Origin of the sequence: Streptomyces sp. NBC_00386 (assembly GCF_036063235.1) — a bacterium.
Taxonomy (GTDB): Bacteria; Actinomycetota; Actinomycetes; order Streptomycetales; family Streptomycetaceae; genus Streptomyces.
Genome location: NZ_CP107950.1, coordinates 4470657 through 4494420, shown reverse-complemented (window position 1 = coordinate 4494420; position 23764 = coordinate 4470657). Strand labels below are relative to the sequence as shown.

At 68.9% G+C, this 23764-nt stretch carries 24 protein-coding genes; 8 read left to right on the top strand and 16 right to left on the bottom strand.

Annotated features, from left to right (window positions below; all coding sequences use genetic code 11):
- The first annotated feature begins 69 nt into the window (after positions 1 to 69).
- The 3 genes from OG780_RS19780 (at position 70) to OG780_RS19770 (ending at position 6085) form a co-directional block, all read left to right on the top strand.
- Positions 70 to 327 (top strand): helix-turn-helix transcriptional regulator, encoded by a 258-nt coding sequence (locus OG780_RS19780; protein ID WP_328458248.1) that lies wholly within the window; start codon positions 70 to 72, stop codon positions 325 to 327.
- Positions 328 to 552: 225 nt separating this feature from the next.
- Positions 553 to 2091 (top strand): UvrD-helicase domain-containing protein, encoded by a 1539-nt coding sequence (locus OG780_RS19775; RefSeq protein ID WP_328450010.1) that lies wholly within the window; start codon positions 553 to 555, stop codon positions 2089 to 2091.
- 466 nt (positions 2092 to 2557) lie between these two features.
- Entirely contained in the window at positions 2558 to 6085 is a 3528-nt protein-coding gene (locus OG780_RS19770; protein WP_328450008.1) for an NB-ARC domain-containing protein, read from the top strand.
- Between the two features lie 194 nt (positions 6086 to 6279).
- Here the strand turns inward: OG780_RS19770 and OG780_RS19765 are convergent, their stop codons facing one another.
- The 5 genes from OG780_RS19765 to OG780_RS19745 all read right to left on the bottom strand — a co-directional run bounded on the left by OG780_RS19765 (position 6280) and on the right by OG780_RS19745 (position 10392).
- Entirely contained in the window at positions 6280 to 6915 is a 636-nt protein-coding gene (locus tag OG780_RS19765; protein WP_328450006.1) for a hypothetical protein, read from the bottom strand.
- Between the two features lie 140 nt (positions 6916 to 7055).
- A complete protein-coding gene (locus OG780_RS19760; protein ID WP_328450004.1) occupies positions 7056 to 7568 on the bottom strand; it encodes a hypothetical protein in 513 nt (170 codons plus the stop codon).
- 27 nt (positions 7569 to 7595) lie between these two features.
- Positions 7596 to 8270 (bottom strand): hypothetical protein, encoded by a 675-nt coding sequence (locus OG780_RS19755; RefSeq protein ID WP_328450002.1) that lies wholly within the window; start codon positions 8268 to 8270, stop codon positions 7596 to 7598.
- Positions 8271 to 8520: 250 nt separating this feature from the next.
- Positions 8521 to 8979: an ArsI/CadI family heavy metal resistance metalloenzyme gene (locus OG780_RS19750; RefSeq protein ID WP_328450000.1), complete on the bottom strand. Its 459-nt coding sequence runs from the start codon at positions 8977 to 8979 to the stop codon at positions 8521 to 8523.
- A 51-nt stretch (positions 8980 to 9030) separates the two neighbouring features.
- Positions 9031 to 10392 (bottom strand): NAD(P)-binding domain-containing protein, encoded by a 1362-nt coding sequence (locus OG780_RS19745; protein WP_328449998.1) that lies wholly within the window; start codon positions 10390 to 10392, stop codon positions 9031 to 9033.
- 112 nt (positions 10393 to 10504) lie between these two features.
- On the opposite strand from OG780_RS19745, the gene OG780_RS19740 reads away from it, so the two are divergent.
- Complete coding sequence (locus OG780_RS19740; RefSeq protein WP_326785211.1) at positions 10505 to 10870, top strand: ArsR/SmtB family transcription factor; 366 nt, start codon at positions 10505 to 10507, stop codon at positions 10868 to 10870.
- Complete coding sequence (locus tag OG780_RS19735; protein ID WP_328449995.1) at positions 10867 to 11361, top strand: GNAT family N-acetyltransferase; 495 nt, start codon at positions 10867 to 10869, stop codon at positions 11359 to 11361. The genes OG780_RS19740 and OG780_RS19735 overlap by 4 nt, the downstream gene beginning before the upstream one ends.
- Here the strand turns inward: OG780_RS19735 and OG780_RS19730 are convergent.
- The 4 genes from OG780_RS19730 to OG780_RS19715 are packed head-to-tail and all read right to left on the bottom strand — an operon-like array spanning position 11354 to position 14127.
- Positions 11354 to 11893 (bottom strand): DinB family protein, encoded by a 540-nt coding sequence (locus OG780_RS19730; RefSeq protein WP_328449993.1) that lies wholly within the window; start codon positions 11891 to 11893, stop codon positions 11354 to 11356. The two genes, OG780_RS19735 and OG780_RS19730, sit on opposite strands and share 8 nt — an antisense overlap.
- Positions 11894 to 11937: 44 nt before the next feature.
- A complete protein-coding gene (locus OG780_RS19725; protein WP_328449991.1) occupies positions 11938 to 12978 on the bottom strand; it encodes an ArsO family NAD(P)H-dependent flavin-containing monooxygenase in 1041 nt (346 codons plus the stop codon).
- Positions 12975 to 13769 carry an MIP/aquaporin family protein gene (locus tag OG780_RS19720; protein ID WP_328449990.1) on the bottom strand — a complete coding sequence of 265 codons (795 nt, stop codon included), beginning with the start codon at positions 13767 to 13769 and terminating at the stop codon, positions 12975 to 12977. The genes OG780_RS19725 and OG780_RS19720 overlap by 4 nt, the downstream gene beginning before the upstream one ends.
- 43 nt (positions 13770 to 13812) lie before the next feature.
- Positions 13813 to 14127, bottom strand: coding sequence for an ArsR/SmtB family transcription factor (locus OG780_RS19715; protein WP_328449989.1), 315 nt, complete (start codon positions 14125 to 14127; stop codon positions 13813 to 13815).
- A gap of 71 nt (positions 14128 to 14198) precedes the next feature.
- On the opposite strand from OG780_RS19715, the gene OG780_RS19710 reads away from it, so the two are divergent.
- Positions 14199 to 14621, top strand: coding sequence for an arsenate reductase ArsC (locus tag OG780_RS19710; RefSeq protein WP_328449988.1), 423 nt, complete (start codon positions 14199 to 14201; stop codon positions 14619 to 14621).
- Between the two features lie 7 nt (positions 14622 to 14628).
- Entirely contained in the window at positions 14629 to 15627 is a 999-nt protein-coding gene (trxB, locus tag OG780_RS19705) for a thioredoxin-disulfide reductase (RefSeq protein ID WP_328449986.1), read from the top strand.
- 89 nt (positions 15628 to 15716) lie between these two features.
- Here trxB and OG780_RS19700 read toward each other — a convergent pair whose 3' ends face one another.
- From OG780_RS19700 to OG780_RS19690, 3 genes are read right to left on the bottom strand one after another with little or no spacing between them, the layout of a single operon-like run.
- Positions 15717 to 16406 carry an ATP-binding cassette domain-containing protein gene (locus OG780_RS19700; protein WP_328449984.1) on the bottom strand — a complete coding sequence of 230 codons (690 nt, stop codon included), beginning with the start codon at positions 16404 to 16406 and terminating at the stop codon, positions 15717 to 15719.
- Positions 16394 to 18226 (bottom strand): phosphate ABC transporter permease subunit PstC, encoded by a 1833-nt coding sequence (gene pstC / locus OG780_RS19695; protein ID WP_328449982.1) that lies wholly within the window; start codon positions 18224 to 18226, stop codon positions 16394 to 16396. The genes OG780_RS19700 and pstC overlap by 13 nt, the downstream gene beginning before the upstream one ends.
- A gap of 2 nt (positions 18227 to 18228) precedes the next feature.
- Positions 18229 to 19137, bottom strand: coding sequence for a phosphate ABC transporter substrate-binding protein (locus OG780_RS19690; RefSeq protein ID WP_328449980.1), 909 nt, complete (start codon positions 19135 to 19137; stop codon positions 18229 to 18231).
- A 263-nt stretch (positions 19138 to 19400) separates the two neighbouring features.
- On the opposite strand from OG780_RS19690, the gene OG780_RS19685 reads away from it, so the two are divergent.
- Positions 19401 to 19826: an ArsR/SmtB family transcription factor gene (locus OG780_RS19685; protein ID WP_328449978.1), complete on the top strand. Its 426-nt coding sequence runs from the start codon at positions 19401 to 19403 to the stop codon at positions 19824 to 19826.
- A 24-nt stretch (positions 19827 to 19850) separates the two neighbouring features.
- Here the strand turns inward: OG780_RS19685 and OG780_RS19680 are convergent, their stop codons facing one another.
- From OG780_RS19680 to aroA, 4 genes are read right to left on the bottom strand one after another with little or no spacing between them, the layout of a single operon-like run.
- Positions 19851 to 20558: a glutamine amidotransferase-related protein gene (locus tag OG780_RS19680; RefSeq protein WP_328449976.1), complete on the bottom strand. Its 708-nt coding sequence runs from the start codon at positions 20556 to 20558 to the stop codon at positions 19851 to 19853.
- Positions 20555 to 20899: a hypothetical protein gene (locus tag OG780_RS19675; protein ID WP_328449975.1), complete on the bottom strand. Its 345-nt coding sequence runs from the start codon at positions 20897 to 20899 to the stop codon at positions 20555 to 20557. The genes OG780_RS19680 and OG780_RS19675 overlap by 4 nt, the downstream gene beginning before the upstream one ends.
- Entirely contained in the window at positions 20896 to 22434 is a 1539-nt protein-coding gene (gpmI, locus tag OG780_RS19670; RefSeq protein WP_328449973.1) for a 2,3-bisphosphoglycerate-independent phosphoglycerate mutase, read from the bottom strand. Before gpmI ends, OG780_RS19675 begins: the two co-directional genes overlap by 4 nt.
- The gene (aroA, locus tag OG780_RS19665) at positions 22431 to 23741 is read right to left on the bottom strand and encodes a 3-phosphoshikimate 1-carboxyvinyltransferase (RefSeq protein WP_328449971.1); all 1311 of its coding nucleotides are present in this window, start codon (positions 23739 to 23741) and stop codon (positions 22431 to 22433) included. The genes gpmI and aroA overlap by 4 nt, the downstream gene beginning before the upstream one ends.
- Positions 23742 to 23764 lie beyond the last annotated feature (23 nt).

The window sequence follows — 23764 nt, the reverse complement described above, 5'->3', positions numbered from 1 at the left end:
CCCCCGCAAATAGGGCAGAGGTCTACACTGTCAGGGCAGTGGTCTGCACCGTCGGATGGTCGGGTGAAGATCTCCCCGCCGCCGGATCCCGACCCGACGGCACTGCGGCAGTCCCTCGCCCGCCGGCGTGCGGAGCAGGGCTGGAGCTATGACCAACTTGCCGCACACAGCGGCTTGTCCCGCCGCACTCTCATCGAGATCGAACAGGGTCGTACCGTCGGCTCGCTGGCCACCTGGCACGCCCTTGCACACGCCTTTTCTGTTCCGCTGGGTGAGCTCCTCGACCCGCTGTGTGCCCCTCACGATCCGCCTGGCTCGGCAGGCTGACCCACGGCATTCGACGGCACCCGAAAGGGATCACGCTCCCGTACGCCAGTTCCCGATTCGAGCGTGTGTCGCGCCTCCGTCACCGCATCGAGGGGATAGTGCGGCGCGTGCGAGGGTGGCGGGCGTGTCTGCTGGCACTTTTACTCCGGCACCTGCCCCACGGCAGGTCTCTACGGTTCGCCCGCTCCGCCGAGCGGGCCGCTACCTCTCCCGGAGAGCCCACCCATGTCCTACGCCCCCACTGATGAACAGTCCGCCGCCGCTGAGGCATTCACCAGTGGTGAACCGCTTGCTATCCAGGCCGGAGCAGGCACCGGCAAGACCTCCACGCTGGCCTTCCTGGCCGAGCAGACGCCGGGCCGCCGCGGTCGCTATCTCGCCTTCAACCGTGCTATCGCCCTGGACGCGGCCAGTCGGTTCCCCGCGACCGTGGCCTGCAAGACGGCCCACTCTCTGGCCTACGCGGCCATCGGCTACCGCTTCCGGGACCGTCTCAACAGCCCGCGCAGGCCCGGTTGGCAGGTCGGGCAGGATCTGGGGCTCCACACCCCCGCCCGCATCCACGGCCGTGATCTTCCAACATCGACCCTGTCCAATACGACCCTGCGGACGGTGACGCGCTATTGCCAGTCTGCCGACAGGGAACTGGCCCACCACCATGTTCCGCGCCTACGAGGTCTTGAGAGTGAAGACGCCCACGAAGAACTGGCCAACCTCGTCATTCCGTACGCGATGAAAGCCTGGGCGGACCTGCAGTCTCCCCAGATGGGCATGGTGCGTTTCGAGCACGACCACTACCTGAAGATGTGGGCCCTCACGGACCCTGTCCTGCACGGTGACTACCTCTTGCTGGACGAGGCCCAGGACACCAACGGCGTGGTGGAGCAGATCGTCCTGGCTCAGAGGGGCCACAGCCAGATCGTGATGGTCGGCGACTCGGCCCAGGCGATCTACGGCTGGCGCGGTGCCCGCGACGTGATGGCCGACTTCGACGCCCGTCACCTCACCCTCACCCGATCCTTCCGCTTCGGTCCTCTCCTCGCCGACGAAGCCAACCGCTGGCTCACGATCAGCAAGGCTCCGATCCAGCTCACCGGGTCCGCTGACATCTCCACCTCGGTTGGCCCGCACACCGGCCACCCGGATGCCGTCTTGTGTCGCACGAACATCGGGGCGGTCAGCGAGATTCTCAGCCTCCTGAAAGACGGAATCCGCCCAGCGCTGGTGGGAGGCGGCGAGTCACTGCGAGGGCTCGCCCAGGCCGCCCATGACCTCATCCAGGGACGGCGCACCCACCACCCAGAACTCGTACTGTTCACCACCTGGGCGGCCCTGCGTGAATACGCCGAGCATGATCCCGCCGGCAGAGACCTGCAGCCATTCGCCAACCTCGTCGATGAGCACGGCCCCGATGCCATCCTCCAAGCCGTCGGTCGACTCCTCCCCGAGGAACAAGCCCAGGTCGCCGTTTCCACCGCACACAGAGCGAAAGGCCGGGAGTGGGCTCGGGTACGCATCGCCCCCGACTTCACCCCGCCGCCTGACACTGACGAAACCGATGCCACTGGCCGCCCCGTTCCGGGAGCGATCGACGAAGCAGAAGCCCGCTTGGCCTACGTTGCCGTCACCCGCGCCCGACGTCATCTCGACCCCGCTGGCTTGGCCTGGATCAACCAGCATCCCGACAACCCGGAGCCCGCGAGCGTTGAGCCAAAGCAGAGCAGGGCACAACCTCATGCGACGGGGCGAATTCTAGGCAGTTAATGGGAGTTCCCACTGGCAGCAATCTCTCCTGTCGCCATACGGCTTTGCACCCAGTGGTGGCTCGTTTGAGCGCTTTCGCGAGTACGCCGACACCGTCTGAACGTTAACGCCCGCACCGAACGCTTGCTTCTTGGACCGTCATCCAGACTTCGACCTCCACTGAGGGCCTCCCCGGAAACGCGAAAGGCCCGGGCCTTACGGAAAATTCTCGAGCCGTAGGTCAGCGGCTCCCCTCAGTCACCTCGGGGAACGCTCCTCCTCGATTCCGGGAATGCCCGAGGTGGCATCGCAAGTCGACGCCACCGATCAAGGCGGCGACAGCGGGGCGCGGGGGCCAAACACTGCGGTGATCGGCGGAACTCGAAGCCCGCCACGCCACGGTGGCCGACCAATGTACTGCCCTTTCGCGTGGGCTCTGAGGCCTCGCAGTGTTTTGCTGATGGCGGGCGGGGTTGCCGCTAGCGTCGTGCAGAAGAACGTTGCCGGGGGTGGCGAGGTGCGTGTGCGATTGTGGTCGGCGGGAGTGGTAGCGCTTGCCGTTTTGGGCATCGTCTTGTCGTTACTGCTGGCTCTGGCAGGTAACCCCGCCACGGCTGCTGACCACTGGCCCTGGCCCCTGGATGAGCTGCGTCAGCATTCGTGGCGATCCGTCGCCGTCTTCGGGACGCTTGCAACCGTGGCAGGCGGCACTGCGGCGTGGCTGCAGCTGCGACCGCCGGCGGTCGTGAACGACCCCCTGCCTCCATCGCCGGTGACGATGCCCGACTGGTTCGTGGACCGCTCCCAGACCCGCGCCACGGTGTCGGCGGTATGCCGTAGAGGTCGGGCCGTGGCTATCACCACCGCACTGTTGGGAGCGGGAGGGTTCGGCAAGACCACGCTGGCGGAAGCGGTGTGCGCCAACAGGCGGGTACGGCAGTACTACCGCTCCCGGATCTACCTCGTCACCATTGGCCGGGACGTTCGCGGACGAGCAGCGGTCGCGGCCAAAGTCTCCGAGGTCACCCGGTTCATCACTGGCGACACCGAGGAATTCGACGACCCCGCCCTGGCTGGCGCCCACCTCGGGCGGCTCTTGGATCAGCGGCCCCGCACCCTTCTCGTCCTCGACGACGTATGGGAAACGGAGCAGCTCGAACCCTTCCTGCACGGGGGGCGCTCCTGCGTACGGCTGGTTACCACGCGTAAACCAGACCTGCTACCGCCCGGTGCCCGCCGCATCCAGGTCGACCAGATGTCACACGCCCAGGCCAGGAATGTGCTGACCTGGAACCTGCCATCCCTACCCGCAGCCTTGGTGGACGCCTTGCTGCAGGCCACCGGACGATGGGCTCTGCTGCTGCGCCTGACGAACCGCCTGATCACCGAGCAGTGCGCCAGCGGCGCTGACCCCACCTCGACCGCCGAGCAGATCCTTCACCGGCTGTGCAGCAACGGGCCGGCAGCTGTGGACGACCCGGCCGGCACATGGAATCTTGACGACCCCCACCTGCGCAACCAGGTTGCCCAGGCGTCGATCGAAGCCTCAACTACCCTGCTGCCCCCCGGTGGCCCGGACCGCTTCACCGAACTCGGCATCTTCGCGGAAGACGAGTCCATTCCTGTTCCTGTCATCGCCCTGCTGTGGCAGGCCAGCAGTGGGTTGACCGAGGAGCAGGCGCGCACCCTGTGCCGCAACTTGGAACGCCTGTCCCTGCTTACCCTCAGCCAGGTGAACGGCGGCACGATCAGCCTCCACGATGTCGTCCGCGACTACCTCCGCAACAAACTCGGTGCGGACGGCTTGGCGCGTGTCAACCGTCTCCTGCTTGACACGGTCGCCGCCACCCTGCCCCCTGCCCAAGCCCTCGCTACGAGGCAGCCCAACCCCGAACGCGCCTGGTGGCGCCTCACCGACGGCTACCTGCTAGACCACCTCATCAGTCATTTCCTCGCAGCTGGACACACCACCCTGGCCGAGGCCGTGGCCGGCGACCTGCGGTGGGTGGAAACCCGTCTTATCCACCGCGGACCCACTGCCCCCTGGAGCGACCTCGCCCGCATCGATACCCCCCACACCCGCCCCCTGGCCCGCAGTCTTGCCCAGGCCGCCCACCTCCTCACCCTCACCGAACCTTCCCGAGGCCTCACCAACATCCTCCACACCCGCCTCGACAGCCACCCACACTGGCGTCCCCAGATCACCGCACATCACTACGACCCAGCCCAACGCCCCTGCCTCGCAACTCGCTGGCCCCTGCCCGACGCACCCTCTTCCGCCCTCCAGCGAAACCTGACTGGCCACACCAGCTTGGTGAGAGCGGTTGCGGTTGGTTCGGACGGCACCTGGCTGACCACCGGAAGTGGCGACGGGACGGTGCAGGTGTGGGACCGAGTCACCGGAACCTGCATCGCCATCCTCACCGGCCATACCGGCTGGGTGTGGTCGGTTGCGGTTAGCCCGGACGGCGCCTGGCTCGCCAGCGCCAGCGAAGACCGGACTGTGCGAGTGTGGGATCGAGCCACCGGAACCTGCATCGCCATCCTCACCGGCCACAGCGACGCGGTGAAAGCGGTGGCGTTCAGTCCGGACGGCGCCTGGCTGGCCACTGCTAGCGACGACCGGACGGTGCGGGTGTGGGACCGGGTTACCGGAAGCCGCATCACCACCCTCACCGGCCACACCAAGGCGGTGAACGCGGTTGCGGTCAGTCCGGACGGCGCCTGGCTGGCCACTGCTAGCGACGACCGGACGGTGCGGGTGTGGGACCAGGTCACCGGAACCTGCACCGCCATCCTCACCGGCCACGCCAACGCGGTGAAGGCGGTTGCGGTCAGCCTGGACGGCACCTGGTTGGCCACCGGAAGTTCCGACCGGACGGTGCGGGTGTGGGACCGGGGCACCGGAACCTGCATCGCCATCCTCACCGGCCATAGCGGCTGGGTGTGGTCTGTTGCGGTCAGCCCGGACGGCGCCTGGCTGGCCACTGCAAGTTCCGACGGGACGGTGCGGGTGTGGGACCGGGGCACCGGAACCTGCATCGCCATCCTCACCGGCCATAGCGGCTGGGTGTGGTCGGTTGCCGTCAGCCGGGACGGCACCTGGCTGGCCACCACCACCGACGAGACGGTGCAGATCTGGGACCCAGAGGTCGCTGCCCATATCTCCTCTACTTCTGCCCACACCGGCTGGGTGGACGCAGTGGCGGTCGGCCCGGACGGCACCTGGCTGGCCATTGGAGGTGGCGACGGGATGGTGCGGGTGTGGGACCGGGTCACCGGAACCTGCACCGTCACTATCACCGCCCACATCCTCGGGGTGAAGGCGGTTGCGGTCGGCCCGGACGGCACCTGGCTGGTCTCCGCGGGCGACGGGATGGTGCGGGTGTGGGACCGGGTCACCGGAACCTGCACCGTCACCATCACCGACTCGGTGAATGCGGTTGCGGTTGGTTCGGACGGCACCTGGCTGGTCTCCGCCGGCGACGGGATGGTGCGGGTGTGGGACCGGGTCACTGGAACCTGCATCGCCATCCTCACCGGCCACACCGACGCGGTGAACGCGGTTGCGGTCGGCCCGGACGGCACCTGGTTGGCCACCGGAGGTATCGACCGGACGGTGCGGGTGTGGGACCGGGTCACTGGAACCTGCATCGCCATCCTCACCGGCCACACCGACGCGGTGAACGCGGTTGCGGTCAGTCCGGACGGCACCTGGCTCGCCACTGCCAGCGACGACCAGACGGTGCGAGTGTGGGACCGAGCCACCGGAACCTGCATCGCCATCCTCACCGGCCACACCGACGCGGTGAACACAGTTGCGGTCAGTCCGGACGGCGCCTGGCTCGCCACTGCCAGCGACGACCAGACGGTGCGGATCTGGAGCACGGCTGATCGACGCACCGTGGCTGTAACCCGAGCCGAAGAGCGCCTGACCTCATGTGCATGGGGGGCTGGCCACGAACTCGCAGTGGGAGGGGTACGAGGGCTGTACCTTTTCGTCCTCCTCACCTGAAGTACCGCCCCTACGTTGCGACTGATCGCATGCGCCACGCCACACTGACGCGGGTGTCCAGCCACGTTCTACGCAAGGCCGGAAAGGGCACGGTCTCCAGGGGAGTCGGGGCCCGCACGTGAATGCAGCGGTCCTGCTGATCGCGATCAAGCGGTTGCGGTCGTGCAATGAGTGAGTGCCTGTTCTGGCGGGCGTCAAGCGGAGGGTGACGCGCTGTCCAGAACGGGCGTCGAGCTGTCCTCCCAGTCGTCTGGCAGGGGATTGTTGTCCATCACTGCGATCGTCCGCTGGTAGGCCTCCTGGGAAGCCTTGTCCCAGGCGTTTCGGATCTCGGACTGCTCGGGGCTGCGCGTCACCTCGTCACCGTTCATGTGGCCACCGATGACGTGGAGGGCCCCGTTGGTCATCTTGATCTTGTCCTGCTTGAACTCGGCAGTGGAGTAGTTCTCGGGACGCTTGCGCTTCAAGTCCACCAAGAATTCGAGGAGGAGCTCGCGGTGTCGGCCCTCGGGGAGGACTCGGGCGTACGACCGGATGCGGTCGATGACCGGGGCCTGATCCTCCAGCCACTGTGGGTCAGTTCCGTGCTTCTGCAGATCCGCTCGGTGCGTCAGCAGGAGATCCATGATGGCCATCCCGGCCTCCCGGGCTTGCACGGCCTCCCGCTCATCCTTCGCGAGTTCTCGGGCGTCATTGCCCTGTATCCGCAGGGCTTCCAGCGACTTCCGAGCCTGATACATCGCCACCACGAATGTGGCCACCCCGCCGACGAGGGCGCCCAGCAGTGCAGATACGAAGTCTTTGGACCACAGGTCCTTCAACACGTCCATGCGGGTCATCATGCCGACGGGGCCAACCGCTGTGGGGCTGATCCCGTCAAGTCCATCCTGGCCGGCTCAGCTCCGACAGCTTGACTCCACCTGCCACGACATCGTGGCGCAGGCACTCACTGACGGGTTGCAAGACGGGGCTATACGAACGGGGAGATGGCCTCCACCATGGCCTGCTGATCAAGGAAGAAGGGGGAGGGGCGCGGGAGCGGATCCTCCCGAAGAAACGCGGAGAGGACCGCAACGGCCTCCCTGCATAGGGCGTCGATCCACAAGTTGGATTCTTGGCGTGTTTGGCCAAGCGCCTCGTAGTACCCGATGAGCCTCACGACCTCGAAGACCTGCTCGCGCATCTGGTCGCCGTCGGGCACGACGTGGAGAGCGGCGTCGAAGGTCACCGTCCAGTCGATGAACGCGTCAGTCCAGGCGCTCTCGCTTTCCGGGGTATCAGTTCGGTTCGCGGCGGCCTGGCGGAGGCGGATGAGCATTTCCAGCGCGGTTTGGCCTGCTGCGTACCGGCGCCCCTCACGGCGCTCGGCCTTGGCGGTGTTTGCCTGGTGTCGCTGCTGGAGCCATCCTCCGAAGACCGCACCGCCGGCACCGATGACGGCTCCGCCGAGACCGATCAGGCCCACCAGTGTCTCTGTCTGCATAGCTCCCCCCTCAGGTCCTTACGAACATCACGACGCGGCTTCGGGCTCGTCAGCTGAGGGCTGGGCAGGATGCGGGATACCGAGGTACTCCCGGATCTTTCGGGCTTCCTCCTTGTCCGCTTCATCCAGTTCGCCATGCTCCGCCGCGGCGTTGAGCGAGTCCAGTGCCTTCTGCGCTCGCTCGCGGCTGTGGGCGTCGATCGCCTGTGTGAGCACCGCGTCCATGTCCCGTGCCTCCGGAGCCTCCGACCCTCGGACAAGCAGCCCCAAGTGCTTGATGGACTCCGTCAGCAGGAGCCTGGTAGCAACCTTGTATTCAGCCCAACCGAACAGGCCGTTGAAGTTGGTGATCATGTTGAGTGCCGTCATGGCGGGTGTCCGCGTCTTCTCATACTGATCCGGCAACAGCATGATCGCGCTCTTGGCCGTGGTGAGCTGTGTCCGCAGTTCCCGGTTCCACGCTGATCGGGTTTCTGCCGTGCCTCTTCCCTGGAAAGTTTGGGCTTCCAGATGCGCCCTGAGCGTGGTGATCGCTTCGAACCCGCGTAGCGCATGCCCCTGTGCCTGAACGCGAGCTGTGGCTTTGTTGCTCACGGACGTCTGCCACCAGGCACCGAGGATGCTGAAGGCTCCACCGGCTACGGCACCGAGCAGCGCGGCGCCGAACTCCATCGACCAGACCTTGTCAAAGAACTCGTTCATGCTGGTCATCATGGCGACGGGAACAACCTGCATGGGGGCTGTTTCCGTCAACTCCTCGGTGGCGGACTCGCGTCAGGCGCGGGCAGGCTTCCATCTGTCAGGTATCGAAGTGTCACTGTCGCCCTTGGGTGTCGTAACCGCGCTTAAGTGTGCAGCTGCTGAGGCACCGGGCAGGCAACGCGGCGCGGGGCCGCGACCGGTCCCCCGTTCCGGTCGCGGCCTCGCTGGTCTGAAGGTTGGTCGTCAACGGTCAGCAGCTTGCCGATGAGTCCGTCGACTCGCCCGGCGCGTCCTCGCTCGGGCCGGTGCAGCAGGTGCTGCCCTGTTGCTTGGTGAGAGTGTCGGCGTCTGCCTTCACGACGTAGACCTCCCAGGGTTCCTGTCCTGGGCCGTGGACCCAGACCTTGTCCTGGAGGGCGTAGCAGCAGGTGGTGTCGTTTTCCACGTCGGTGGCCAGGCCGGCCTCGGCCAGGCGGGCGGTGGCGCCGTGCACCGCTTCGGTCGTCTCCACCTCCACTCCGAGGTGGTCCATGCGCGTTGCCTCACCTGCGGCGCCTTCGATCAGGACGAGCTTCAGCGGCGGCTCAGTGATGGCGAAGTTGGCGTAGCCGTCGCGGAGTTTGGCGGGCTCGGTGCCGAAGAACTCGGTGTAGAAGGCGATGGACGCGGCGAGGTCGGGGACGCGGAGGGCGAGCTGTACGCGGGACATGGCGAGCCTCCTGCTGGGTGATGGGTGGGGTGGCGGGTCTGGAGCTGTGGGTCAGCAGCCGCCGGACTGGGCCGGGGCGCCGACGCCGATCTGGAGGGTGGTCGGGGCCGCGCAGCAGCCTCCGCCGGCGTTGTCCTGGGCGGCGGTGGGGTCGTCGAAGAGGCCGGCGCCGCCGCAGACTCCGGTTTCCGGCAGGGTCAGTTCGACCCGCTCGGCGGCTTCCTGGTCGCCTGCGAGGGCGGCGGCGATCGAGCGGACCTGCTCGTAGCCGGTCATCGCGAGGAAGGTGGGGGCGCGGCCGTAGGACTTCATGCCGACGAGGTAGACGTCCTTCTCCGGGTGGGAGAGCTCGTTGACTCCGTGGGGGTAGACGGTGCCGCAGGAGTGCTGGTTGGGGTCGATGAGCGGGGCGAGTTCGGTCGGGGCCTGGAGGCGTTCGTCGAGGCCGAGGCGCAGCTCGTTCAGGAAGGAGAGGTCGGGGCGCAGGCCGGTGAGGACGATGACCTCGTCGACCGGGTCGAGGCGGTGTCCGTCCTCGGCGACCAGGACCAGCCGGCCGCCGTTGCGTTCGACGGCGGTGGTGCGGAAGCCGGTGACCGCGTCGGCGTGGCCGTTGTCGACGGCTGCCTTGGCGGCGAGGCCGAGGGCGCCTCGGGCGGGCAGCTGGTCGGCGGTGCCGCCGCCGAAGGTGGAGCCGCTGATACCGCGCCGCAGGATCCATACGGCGTGGGTGCCGGGGGTCTTCTCGGCGAGGTCGGCCAGGTGGGCGAGGGCGGTGAAGGCGGAGGCGCCGGAGCCGATGACGGCGGTGCGCTTGCCCGCGTACCGGGCTCGGACCGCCGGGTCCTTGAGGTCGGGGATCCGGTAGGAGATCCGGGCGGCCGCCGCCTTCTCGCCGAGCGCGGGCAGACCGTCGCCGCCGATGGGGCTGGGGGTGGACCAGGTGCCGGAGGCGTCGATGACGGCGCGGGCGGTGATCCGCTGCTCGGTGCCGTCGGCGTTCAGGATGCTGATGGTGAAGGGCTGCCGCTCGCGGTCGGCGTCGACGATGCGGTCGCGGCCGAGGCGGGACACACCGGTGACCTGGGCGCCGTAGCGGACCTTGTCGCCCAGGACGTCGGCGAGCGGCTGGAGGTACTTCTCGGCCCAGTCCGCCCCGGAGGGGTAGGTCGAGCCGTCGGGGGCGGTCCAGCCGGTGGGCGCGAGGAGCTTCTCGGCGGCCGGGTCGACGAGCTCGGACCAAGTGGAGAAGAGTCGTACGTGACCCCACTCGCGCACCGCGCTGCCGGCGGCGGGCCCGGCCTCCAGGACCAAAGGCGCGATGTCGCGTTCGACCAGGTGTGAAGCCGCAGCGAGGCCGGCAGGGCCGGCGCCGATCACGACGACGGGCAGAGCTTCGGTGTGTGTGGTCACGGCGGACTCCCATTGATTTGACGGACGTCGATATCTCGATGCCACCAGAGTGGACCACGAATCGACGTTCGTCAATATAGACATCTGTCGAATCTCGCCGCATGATGGATACATGTCCACTGTGAAGGTGCTGCCGCTGCTGGAGCCGGAGGCCGTGGCCCCCTGCTGCCCGCCACTGACCGAACGCCCGCTGACGGCCGACGAGGCCGAGCGGAGTGCCGTGATGTTCAAGGCGCTCGGCGATCCCGTACGGCTGCGGCTGTTCTCGTTTGTCGCCTCGCACGAGGGCGGCGAGGTCTGCGTGTGCGACATCTCGGACGTCGGTGTGTCCCAGCCGACCGTCTCCCACCACCTGAAGAAGCTCAAGGAGGCCGGGCTGCTCTCCTCCGAGCGCCGAGGCACCTGGGTCTTCTACCGGGTGGAGCCTGCGGTCCTCGCCGCCATGGGCCGGCTCCTGACCCGCGCGGGTGCCGCGTGAGCGCGGTGATCACGCCTCTCGGCGAGGTGCACGCCGAAGAGGCCCTCGCGATCTACCAGGCGGGCATCGACGAGGGAAACGCCACCTTCGAGACCACGGCCCCCACCTGGGCGGACTTCGATGCGGCCAAACTCTCGGATCACCGCTTCGCCGCACTCGACGAGTCGGGCAAGGTCCTGGGCTGGGTGGCGGCCGCCAAGGTCTCCGACCGCTGCGCGTACGCAGGCGTGGTCGAACACTCCGTCTACGTCCACCCCGGCGCCCGCGGACAAGGCGTCGCCAAGGCGCTTCTGCACGCGCTGATCGCCTCCACCGAAGCAGCGGGGATCTGGACGATCCAGTCCGGGATCTTCCCCGAGAACGCCGCCAGCCTCGCCGTCCACGAGCGGGTCGGCTTCCGTGTCATCGGTACCCGTGAGCGCATCGGCCGCCACCACGGCGTGTGGCGCGACGTGGTCCTGCTCGAGCGCCGGAGCCCGCGGATCAGCTGACCTCGCCGTTCAGGGTGAGCTGGCGGCGGTGGAAGTCGAAGTGCCGGGTCGGGTAGCGGTAGATGTCGGCGAGCGTCATGAAGTCCTGGAAGAACGGGTCCCAGCGGACGGGGTAGTGCATGCCGCGGGCCAGGTCGGCATCGGATTCCACCGCGAGCCGGCGGTGCAGGGAGTCGATGACCCGGTCGAACGCGGCGCCCGTCCGGCGTGGCCCGAAGACCTTCACGGCCCCGCACGGGCCGACGTGGTTGACCCAGTGGAACGGGACCGTCGCAGCATTCAGCGCGCGGGCGAAGACCCTGCTGGCGCTGCGGGGCAGCCGCCCGAAGACGCGGGCGAGGACCAGCAGCACCCGGACGACCATGTAGCCGAAGAGCATGTGCCACAGCAACTGCTCGTTGGTCCACCGGGTACCGCGGGTGGGGCGGGCGAGGTCGGCTTTCGTGGCGGCGTCGAGCAGGTCGTGGAAGGTCTGCCGTGCGTGTTCGTAGTCCGCGGACACGGCCTGCCGGTCCATCGCCATCTCGTTCATCGTTCGCGCCTGTCCACTGCGATGATTCCCGCCCCTGGGCGGTTTCAGGCGCCGAGGAGTTCGGCGATCTCGCGGGTGGCTCCGCGGGCTGTGCGGCCGACGCCGATGAGGGTGGCGGAGGCGGGGCCGGTCCAGTCGCCGTAGCCGAGGAGGTGGATCCGGGGGTCGGCTACGGCGCGGGTGCCCTCGGTGGGGATGCGGCCGCCCTCGGTGCGCAGGCCCAGGGGCGACAAGTGCGAGAGGGTGGGGCGGAACCCCGTGCACCAGATGATCGCGTCGCAGGGCCAGCTGCCGCCGTCGGCCCAGCGGGCTCCGTCGGCCGTCAGGCTGTCGAACATCCGGTGGTCCGGGATGAGTCCGGCGTCGCGGGCGGCGCGTACGGGCGGGACGGCGACGATGTCGCCGAGGTCTGAGATGCGGGGGCCGCCGGACTGGACGCGCCGGGTGGCGAGTTCGAAGAGGGCGCTGCCGTCGATCTCGTCCGGGAGATAGCGGGCTGGGCGCTGGGTGACCCAGCGGACGGTGGCGTGCGGGGCGAGGTCAGCTGCGACCTGGGCGCCGGAGTTGCCGCCTCCCACCACGATGACGCGCTGTCCCGTGTAGTCCCGCGGGCTGCGGTAGTCCACCGTGTGGCGCCGGCTGCCCTGGAAGTGCTCGCGGCCGGGAACGGCCGGCAGGAAGGGACGCCACCAGGTGCCGGTCGCGCTGATCACGGCGCGGGCCGTGAAGGCGCCGGAGTCCGTTTGGACGTGCAGGAGAGGTGCCTGGTCGTGGACGGCCTCGACGCGGACGCCCCGCTGGATGGGGAGTTCGTACCGCTTCTCGTAGTCGGCGAGGTAATCCAGTACGTGGGACACGTCCGGGAACGTCTTGCCTGCCTGCGCCGGCATGAGCCGGCCGGGCAGGGAGGAGTAGGCGGCCGGGGAGAACAGGTGCAGCGAGTCCCAGGCGTGCTGCCAGGCTCCGCCCGGGGTGGCTTGGGCGTCGAGGATGGTGAAGTCGATGCCCGCCCGGCGCAGGTAGTAGCCGGCGGCGAGCCCGGCCTGGCCGCCGCCGACCACCACCACATCCGCGTGCCGCGTCATGCGGCGGGCTGCCCGCTGCCGGTCTTGCCGCGCATGAAGATGACCGCCACCAGGGCCAGGCCCGCGACCGCACCTGCCAGCTGCGCGCCGATGAACGCCGGGACTGAAGCGGGGGCGATGCCGGCGAAGGTGTCGGTGAAGGCGCGGCCGATGGTGACGGCCGGGTTGGCGAAGGAGGTGGAGGAGGTGAACCAGTAGGCGGCGCCGATGTACGAGGCGACCGCGACGGGGGCGAAGCGCAGCCGGTCGGTGCGGGCCAGCCCGAAGATCAGCAGGATCAGCCCGGCCGTCGCGACGACCTCGCCCAGCAACAGGTGCCCCGCCGAGCGATCGTGCGTGGACCACTTCACCAACGGCTCGCCGAACATCGCGTCGGCCAGAACGGCGCCCGCGATCGCACCGACAATCTGGGAGGGCACGTACACGGCGAGCTCGCGGGCGTTGACGCCGGCGCCGCCGCGGCGGGCGGTCCACCACTCGGCCAGGGTGACGGCCGGGTTGAAGTGGGCGCCGGAGACCGGGCCGAGGAGGGCGATCAGTACGCCGAGGCCGAAGACCGTGGCGGTGGAGTTGGCCAGGAGCTGGAGGGCCACGTCCTGGGTGAGCTCGGTGGCCTGGATGCCGGAGCCGACCACGACCGCCACGAGCGCGGCGGTGCCGACCAGCTCGGCGGCGGCCCGGGCGATGAGCGGGGTGCGGGGCGGGGTCGCGCCGGGTGCGGGCTGGGGCGCGTCGGCGGCTATGACGGTCTCCGCCGCGGGGGCGGTGCCGACGGGCTCGGTGGCGGTCAAGGCAGGTTCTCCTCGGGCAGGTGAGGCAAAAGAGCGACCCGGGCTACGGGCAAGACCGCTTGATGTTCGCTTCGGCGGTGGCACGCGCGGTCTGAGCGAGGTCGGCGAATTGACCGGCGATGGCTTCGATGACCTCAGGACGCACGCGGTAGTACACGAACCTTCCGCACGGCTCCGTCTCCACGACCCCCGCCTCGCGCAGCACCTTCAGGTGGTTCGAAAGGTTCGTCTGCTTGGCGCCCGTCTCCTCCACGAGGTGGGTGGCGCACAGCGTCTCCTTGGCCAGGAGGGTCACGATCTGGAGCCTGAGCGGGTCGGCCAGAACCCGGAACAGATCAGTGTCGACTGACATCATCATGTGCTGATACTCTCACATCACTCGGGGCTGATACCAGTCCGGGCTGAGTCATTGGATTGAAGGAAGAGACGATGTCCTCCACCCCGCTCGCATCCGTGCTGTTCGTCTGCATCCACAACGCGGGCCGATCGCAGATGGCCGCCGGATTCCTGCGCCACCTCGCGGGCGACCGGGTCGAGGTCCGCTCCGCCGGCTCCGTGCCCGGAGACCAGATCAACCCCTCCGCCGTCGCGGCGATGGCCGAGCTGGGGATCGACATCTCCGACCAAAAGCCGAAGGTCCTCACCACCGAGGCCGCCCAGGCCTCCGACTACATCATCACCATGGGCTGCGGAGACGCCTGCCCGTACTTCCCCGGCAAGACCTACCTGGACTGGCAGCTGGAGGACCCGGCCGGTCAAGGCGTGGAGGCCGTACGCCCCATCCGGGACGAGATCAAGGGCCTGATCGAGGGCCTCATCGCCGAGATCGACGCGAAGAAGCAGGAGAGCTGACCGCATCATGACGACCAACCCGACAGGCGCCCAGGACGTGCGCGAGGTCATCATCATCGGCTCCGGCCCGGCCGGATACACCGCGGCTCTCTACACCGCCCGCGCACAACTGAAGCCGCTGCTGTTCGGCAGCTCCATATTCGTCGGCGGCTCGCTCACCACGACCACCGAGGTCGAGAACTTCCCCGGCTTCCCCAGCGGCATCGACGGCCCGGACCTGATGGACAACATGCGGGCCCAGGCGGAGAAGTTTGGCGCCGAGATGATCGATGACGACATCGTCTCCGTCGACCTCAGCGGCGACATCAAGCTGCTGACCGACTCCGAGGGCACCGTCCACCGCGCGAAGGCCGTGATCATCGCGACCGGCTCCGGCTACCGCAAGCTCGGCCTGCCGAACGAGGACACGCTCTCCGGCCGCGGAGTCTCCTGGTGCGCCACCTGCGACGGGTTCTTCTTCCGCGACCGCGACATCGTCGTGGTCGGCGGCGGCGACACCGCCATGGAAGAGGCCACCTTCCTCACCCGCTTCGCCCGCTCGGTCACCATCGTCCACCGCCGCTCCACCCTGCGCGCCTCCAAGGCCATGCAGGACCGGGCCTTCGCCGACGAGAAGATCTCCTTCGCCTTCGACAGCGAGGTCGCCGAGATCAAGGAGAGCGGCGGCATGCTCTCCGGCCTGGTCCTGCGCGACGTCCTGACCGGCGAGACGCGCGACCTCGACGCGACGGGCCTGTTCGTCGCCATCGGCCACGACCCCCGTACGGAACTCTTCGCCGACCAGCTCGAACTGGACGACGAGGGCTACCTCAAGACCCAGGCCCCCACCACCCGCACCAACATCCCCGGCGTCTTCGGCGCGGGCGACGTGGTGGACCACATCTACCGCCAGGCCATCACCGCGGCCGGCTCCGGCTGCGCCGCCGCCCTGGACGCCGAGCGGTACCTCGCAGCCCTCGGCGACGCTGCGCTGACCGGCGAACCCGAGCTTGTAGCGGCGGGCTGAAAACAGACGCCGGGCCCGGTCCGTCGTGATTGCGACACGACGGACCGGACCCGGTTCCGATACCTGCTGCGGTTCTCTGCGCCCCGTGCTCAGACGGCTGCCGAGGAGACTGCCAGGGTTTCCGGCAACTCCAGACGTACCGTGCGGTCACAGAGCCGCTCCACCTGCGCCGGATCGTGTGAGACGAGGAGGACCGTGCGGTTGCCGCGAAGGGCGGCCACCGACTCCTCGACCGTGTCCCGGCTCCGCTCGTCCAGGGCACTGGTGGGTTCGTCCAGCAGGAGGGCCGCCGGTTCCAGGGCCAGGGCACGGGCCAGGCACAACCGCTGGCGCTGTCCGTTCGAGAGCGTTTGAGCCGGGGTGTCCAGCCGGTCGCGGACCTCGTTCCACAGACTCGCCTCCCGCAGCGCCTGCTCCACACGGTCGCGCATGTCCGCTCGGGAAGCACGCACCAGGTGCCGGAGGCCGAAGAGCGCGTTGTCCAGGATGCTGCCGCCGAAGACCACGGGTGTCTGCGGCACCAGGACGACCGTGCTCCGCAAGCCCGCGTCCCCCTTGCCGCGGCGGATGGTTCGCCCCTGAACCTCCACATGGCCGTCGCGGGTGAGGCCGTGGGGCAGCAGGTCGACCAAGGCCCGCAGCACCGTGGACTTGCCGGCGCCCGAGGGGCCGCACAGGCCGGTGGTCGATCCGGCTGTCAGCTCGAAGGTGACCGGGCCCACGAGAGTCTTCTTGCCGTCGAGAACCCGCAGGTCGCGGACGGTTATCACGTTGTCCATCGTGCTCCTTCGAAGCGGTTGCGCAGTGCCACCGCCAGGCTGAGAAGTGCTGCGGTGATCAGGACCAGGACCAGTGCGCTGCCCCATGCCTGGTTGATCGCCTCCGGGGCATTCGAGTCCTGGGACAGGGTGAAGATGTGGGTCGGCAGCGCTTGCACCGGGGAGTCGACGATCCCGGTCGGCAGGGCGGGTGCTCCGAAGAACACCGTGGCGGTGAAGATCAGGGGGGCTGTCTCGCCCGCTGCCCTGGCCAGGCCGAGCAGGAGACCGGTGAGTGTGGCCGGCCAGGTGTAGGGGATGACCACGGAGCGGATGTACTGCGCCCGGGTCAGGCCGAGTGCCAGGGCGCTCTCGGTGAGTTCGCTCGGCATGCTCCGGATGCGGCCTGCGGTGGTCAGCGCGATGACTGGTACGACCACGGGGACCAGGACGATGGCCCCGGCCAGCCAGGACCGGCCCCATCCCATGGTCATGGAGAAGAGGACGTATCCGGCCAGGCCCAGCAGGATGGTCGGTGTTCCGCCGATGGCCACGGTGACGGTCTCCAGCACGCGCGCTGTCCGCGGGGAGGCGTGGGCGCCGATCAGAATGCCGGCGCCGTAGCCGAGGGGCAGCGCGATCAGGGCCGCGGTGGCCAGTAGCAGGAGTGTCCCGAGGATCTGGCCGCTCACACCGCCACTGGCCGCACCGGTGGCGGGGGAGAACCAGAAGGCCGGGTTGAGCGCGGAGCTGCCCCGTGTCACGAGGATGGTGAGCATCCCGACGAGGAGTGTTCCCGGCAGGAGCAGGGCTCCCAGTCGCAGCAGCGTCGCGAGCCGGTCCCGCGGAATGCGCAGCCACGTGGTGGCCCGGTGGGCGCGCAGCCCGCGCTTCGTGGCACGGCTCGATGTCCTTCGGGTGCCCCACACCGTGGCTGCGGCCACCAGTGCGAGCAGGATGATGCCCAGACCGCACAGCGCCGCGAAGTAGGGGCCGGAGGTTCCCGCGAGCATCGGCTCGGGGCCCGCGAGTTTGGTGGTCAGGGTCTGACCGGGGTGCACCAGGGAGGAGAAGAAGCCCCCGAGCGACTCCGGAAGCCTTCCGTCGGCCCGTCCCACGACCAGGAAGACCGCGATCGCCTCGCCGAGGGCCCGGGCAAGACCGAGCAGGACGCCGGCGCGCATCCCCGATCGTGCCTGGGGCAGCACAGCCGACCGTACGACCTCACGGCGCGTCAGGCCGAGGGAGTAGGCGGCTTCCCGGTAGCGGCTGGGTACGGCGGCGAGGGCGTCCACGCTCACAGCCACGATCGTCGGCATGATCATTACGGCGAGCACGATGCCCGCGGCGAGCAGACTGTCGCCGCCCGGTACGTCACCCAGCGCGGCGACGAACGGGCGGACGACCATGACGCCGATGAGGCCGTAGACGATGGAGGGGACTGCCGCCAGGAGCTCGACGCTCAGCCTCAGGGGCTTGGCAAGGCGGGGTGGCAGGTATTCCGTCAGTGCGATGGCCGCCGCCCAGCCGACCGGGACGGCCAGCAGCAGGGCGAGGACACACACGACGGCCGAGCCGTAGATCATGGCCAGGGCACCGAAGGTGCCGCTCACCGGGTCCCACGTCGGGTTGGTGGCCAGGTCGGACCAGTCGACATGGCCGCTCGCGATGCCGGTGGCCAGGTATCCGATCAGCACCGTCAGGATGAGGGCGACCGAGAGCAGTCCGGTGTAGACCCATCCCCAGACCCATCGTGCCCGCCCGGGGCGGCCGCCCTGGGCGGGCGGCCGCGGCGTGGCGGGTCCGGGCGCCTGGGGAGGGCGCTCCAGAGTGAGACTCACGGTCACTTCCCCATCTGCTTGAGGGTCAGGTAGCCGTGCTTGGGCAGCAGCTTCTGGCCTTCCGGCGAGAGGACGTAGTCGATGTACTGCTTGGCGGTGCCCTGCGGCTTGCCATCAGTGATCATGAACAGCGGTCGGGTCATCGGGTACTTGGAGGACTTCACGTTCTCGAGGGTGGGAGCGGTGCCGTCCAGGGCCACGGCCACCAGGTCGTCATGGCCCGCGATGAAGCCGGTCGACAGCGGGCCGATGGAACCCGGGGTGGACTCCAGCTTGTTGAGGGTCTCCGTGTTGCCGCCGACGATGGCGTAGTTGTCGGACTTCGGGGGCGGCGGGGCCTTCTCCTCGCCGTAGACGAACTTGTCGAGCACCTCGCGGGTGCCGCGGCCGGGCTCCTTGTCGTAGACGAAGACCTTCAGGTCCGGGCCGCCCACCTGCGACCAGTTGGTGATCTTCCCTTCGAACAGGCCCTTGACCTGCTCCTTGGTGAGGCTCTTGACTCCGGCGTCGGCGACCTTCTTGCTGATGATGACGCCGACCGCGTCCGCGCCGATCTGCGTCGGGACGAAGTCGGTGTCGGGGTAGGCCTTGCGGTCCTCGTCCGCCAGGGGCTTGGAGCTCAGTGCCATATTGATCTGCTTCGAGCCGAGCTGGGAGATGCCGCCGGCCGATCCGCCCTGGGTGGCCACCGTGATGTTCAGACCCTTGGACTTGAGAGCCTCGGCGGCGTCGGCCGCGACGGGGGCGACGGTGGTCGATCCGCTGGCCTGCAGTGCGGCCGAGTCGGCCTTGGCGGAACCCGCGCAGCCCGTCAGCGCGGTTGCGAGGAGCAGCGCGGCGGAAGCGGCGAACCCGAGCTGCCTTCGCTTTCCGATGCGGAGTGACGGCGCCTGGCGGGGCTCAGTGGTCATGACAGACATGGCGGTGCCTTTGCTAGTGGACAGTGAGTTGACTGAGAGTTGAGGGCGGGTGAACAACCCTGACGATCAAGAGTCTGCTCGGCCGGAAGCCGCAGCAGAAGGGGTTACGGGTGGCATCAAACGCGTGCGGCACCCACCTGCCTGGCAGGTCGTCCGGAGCGTGGTCCGGGCCAAGTTGAACGGCAGGCAAATAATGGCTGAATAGGATCATCTGTGCTGCCGGACGCTGTAGCCGCGGCCGTAGGGTGAATCGCATGTCCGCAGATCAGGCGACCGGCCGCTCCTCAGGCCTCCTGCCCTTCATCGACGAGGATCCGTCCTGCGGGCCGCCCCTTGAAGTGGATCCCCTGCCCCGGGAACGGGCGGAGGCGCTCGCAAGGAATCTGAAGGGCATAGCCGACCCGACACGGCTGCAGATCCTCAGCGTCTTGCTCGCGGCCCCGGAGGGTGAGGCGTGCGTATGCGATCTGACGCCGCTCCTGGGACTGGCCCAGTCCACCGTCAGCCAGCACATGAAGATCCTTGTGGACGCCGGCCTGGTGAGCCGCAGGAAGCGCGGCACGTGGGCCTGGTATGCGGTCAGGCCGGAGCAGCGCGCCGTACTCGACGCTCTGATCTGGGGCGATGAGGAGACAGCCGGGGGAACGCAGAACCCCGGGCGGGTCATGTCGGTGACATGACCCGCCCGGGGTGCGGTAGGAGTGTCAGGCGCTGATGGCTGCGCGGGCGGCCACCTCGGCCGCGAACGCCTTGATCAGCGCATGGACGTTGCCGGGGCCGGAGACCAGCTCCGGCTGGAAGAGCGTGCCGATGAAGAACGGGTGACCGGGGACCTCAGCGGCGCGCGGGGCGCCCTCGGTGTCCCAGCCGCTGAACAGCACGCCCGCGTCCGTGAGGCGCTCGACGAACTCGCCGTTGAGGCCGTACTTGCAGTGGTACGTCTCGGTGGTCAGCTCCACGTTGTCATAGACGGCGGCCAGCCGGCTGCCCGCCGTGAGCAACAGCGGCGCCTGCTCGCCCGCCAGGCAGCAGGTGAGCGGCACGATCAGCGGGGTCGGAGCCTCCGGGTCGTACTGCACGTCGTCGGCGTCGGTGAGCCCGACGACCGTACGGGCGTACTCGATCAGCGCGTGCTGGAAGCCGCCGCAGGTGCCCAGGTAGGGGATGCCGTTCTCCCGGGCGTGCCGGACGGCTGACAGCACGCCGTCCTTGTTCTCGTACGGGGAGCCGGGCACCACCCAGATGCCGTCGAAGCCTTCGAGGGACTCGGGGCCGGTGACGGTTTCGGTGGGGACCCACTCGGTGTCCACATCGAGCTCGTGCCGGAAGCTGTCGAGCCGGGCGTGGGCGGGGGACTTGCCGTGGTCACCGATCAGCGCGATGCGCGGCCGGGGTCCGAGGGCGGTGGTCATGCGTGCTCCTGCGGGCTGTCGAGGATCCGTCCGAGCTGGACGGAGCCGTGGGGCGCGAGGCGGGCGACGAGCCGGCCGTCGCGCTCCTCGGTGGTCGATCCGCCTCCGAGGAACAGAAGCGGGCCGTCGGTCTGCGGGAGCAGGGCCTCGGGCTGGAACTCCTGGATCTCGTCGGTGGTGTTGTGGACGCTCAACACGTGGACGGTGCCCGCCGTGTTGGTGCGGATGTCGGCCTTGAGAGCCGGACCGAGGTCCAGGTCGCGCAGCGCGGCCTCGGTGGCGAAGGCGGAGGCGAAGGCGGCGCCGCCGGGGGTGGGTGCGATCAGCTGGGCTGCGGTCACAGGAGACTCCGGCCGGTCATGGCTGGGCCGCTCGGGCGGCCCAGCAGGTGCAGGACGGTGGGTGCGATGTCGGCGAGGCTGCCGCCGTCGGCGAGGTGCTGGGGAAGGAGCTGCCCGGGGGCCGGGACCACGGCCGCCGGCACGGGGTTGGTCGTGTGACCGCCGTACGGGAGAGGGGTGCCGTCGGGACCGGGCTTGGACATGCGCTCGGCGTTGCCGTGGTCGCCGACGAGGAGGACCCAGCGGCCTGTTGCCGCGGCGGCGGTCAGGATCTTCTCGACCTCGCTGTCGGTGTGTTCGGCGGCCTTGACGGTGGCGTCGTGGTTGCCGGTGTGGCCGACGACGTCGATGTTGGCGAGGTTGGCGATCACCAGGGCCACGTCGTCGCGCCGGGCGGCGGCGGTGATGGCTTCGGTGACCCGGGCGAGGTTCATCTCGGGTCGGGTGACGTAGTCGGGGGTGGTGTCCGCGGTGATGCGGATGTGCTCCTCGACTTCGCGGGCCCGGTCGTCGCGGCCGTTGATGTAGTAGGTGACGTGCTCGAACTTCTCCTGTTCCGCGATGCGTACGGAGCGCAGGCCGTGCGTTTCGAGCGCGTCGGCCAGACCGCCCGAGGCGTCGGCCCGTCCGACCAGGGCGGGGATGGCCGCCTGGGTGTCGTACTGGGTCAGGGACAGGATGTCGACGTCCGTGTCGGTGAGGATCTGGACGAGATCGTCTGCGAGCTGCTGGATGCGGTCGCTGCGGAAGTTGGTGAACAGGATCGTGTCGCCGTCGTGGACGGTGGCCAGCGGCTCACCGTCCGCGTCGGTGAGGACGGTCGGGGTGACCCACACGTCCCCGTTCTGGGCGCCGGCCAGGACCTGCTGGTAGTCGCGGGCGGTCGCGCCCTTGCCGTCGGTGATGGCCTCGCTGACCTTGGCGGTCAGCTCCAGGTCGCCGCTCTTGTCGAGGCCGTAGCCGCGACCGGAGACGGTGGCCAGGGCGCCCGTGCCGGTGGCGGCGAAGAACTCCTCGACCCGGCCCAGGTAGTGGCCGGCGGTGCGGTCGGCGACGTCGCGGCCGTCGGTGATGGCATGCACCCACACGCGCTTCACACCGCGGGACGCCGCGATGGACAGGAGCTCGTGGAGGTGGTCGACGTGGGAGTGGATCATCCCGTCGGAGACCTGGCCGATGAGGTGCAGGGCACCACTGTTGGCGGCGAGCCGGTCGAGGGCTTCGGTCAGGCGCGGGTTGTCCCGCAGCAGGCCGGAGTCGATCTGCCGCTGGACCAGGACGCTGTCGTAGTCGAGCGGCCGGCCGGCTCCGATGACCATGTGGCCGATCTCGGAGTTCCCGACGGTGCCGGGGAGCAGGCCGACGTGCTCGCCTGACGCTTCCACGAAGGTGGAGGGGTACTTGGCTGCGATGGCGTCGAGGACGGGGGTGTGGGCGTTGGTGAGCGCGTTGCCGGGCCCGGGGGCGGCGTGGCCCCAGCCGTCGAGGACGAGCAGAATCCCGGAGGTTCCGGCAGAGGTGTCGGAACCGGTCACCGCAGGGTGTCCAGGGTGTTCCAGAAGGCCGGGAAGGACTTGGCGACGCAGCCGGGGTCGTTGATGACGACGCCGGGGGTGCGCAGGCCGATGATCGCGAAGGTCATGGCGATGCGGTGGTCGTCGTAGGTGTCGATGACAGCGCCGTGCGGGGTGCCGCCGTGGATGGTCATGGCGTCGTCGTACTCGTCGACGGTGATACCCATCTTGCGGAGCTCGGTGGTGACGGCCGCGATGCGGTCGCACTCCTTGACGCGCAGGCTGGCGATGTTGGTGATGTGGGTCTTGCCCTTGGCGAAGGCAGCGACAGCGGCGAGGGACGGGACGACGTCGGGCATGGCGTCCATGTCGACCTCGATGCCGCGCAGGTCGCCGCCCTTGACGGTGATCGAGTTCTCGGTGATCTCGACGTGGGCGCCCATCCGGCCCAGGACCTCGGCGAGGCCGACGTCCCCCTGGTGGGAGGTGGAGCCGATGCCGGGGATGGTGACCCGGCCGCCGAGTATCGCGGCGGCGGCGATGAAGTAGGACAGGCCGGAGGCGTCGGGCTCGACGACGGCGTGGCCTCCCTTGAAGGACTGGCCGGCCGCGATCTTGAAGCTGCGGTAGCCGTCGCGCTCGACGGTGATGCCGTGTTCCGCGAGGGTGGCCAGGGTCATCTCGACGTACGGCTTGGAGACCAGTTCGTCGACGATCTCGATCTCGGTGTCCTGCTGGGCGAGGACGGAGCTGATCAGGATCGAGGACGTGTACTGGGAGGAGATGGCGCCGGAGATCTTCGTCTTGCCGCCGACGAAGTTGCCGCCGGTGACCTGGATCGGCGGGGAGCCGTTGCCGCGGACCGCGACCGCCTCGACGCCCAGGCCCGGCAGGGCCGCAAGCAGGTCACCGAAGGGGCGCTCCTGCATACGGGTGTTGCCGGTGATGGTGGTGACGCCCTCGGCGAGTCCCGCCATGGAGATCAGGAAGCGCAGCGGGGTGCCCGCGCCGCCGACGAAGATGTCGTCCTCGGGGGCGACCATCGGCTTGCCGGTCGGAGTGAGGGTGAAGCGGTAGTTGTCGTGGTCGATCTCGACGCTGACGTGCCCGAAGGAGGCCACGGCGTCGGCGAAGTAGATGGTGTCGTCGGAGACGAGGGCGCCGTCGATCACACCGGTCTTGCCGTCGAGGGCGGCCAGAGCCGCGATCGCGATCTGGCGGTTGGTGTAGGACTTGGAGCCGAGGACCTTCACCTCGTGGTCGATCGAGTCGATGGTCTCGACGGTGAGCTGCTCGGCCTTCAGCCGCGGGTCGTTGATACCGCTCATGAGTGGGACTCCTGGTGATGGTG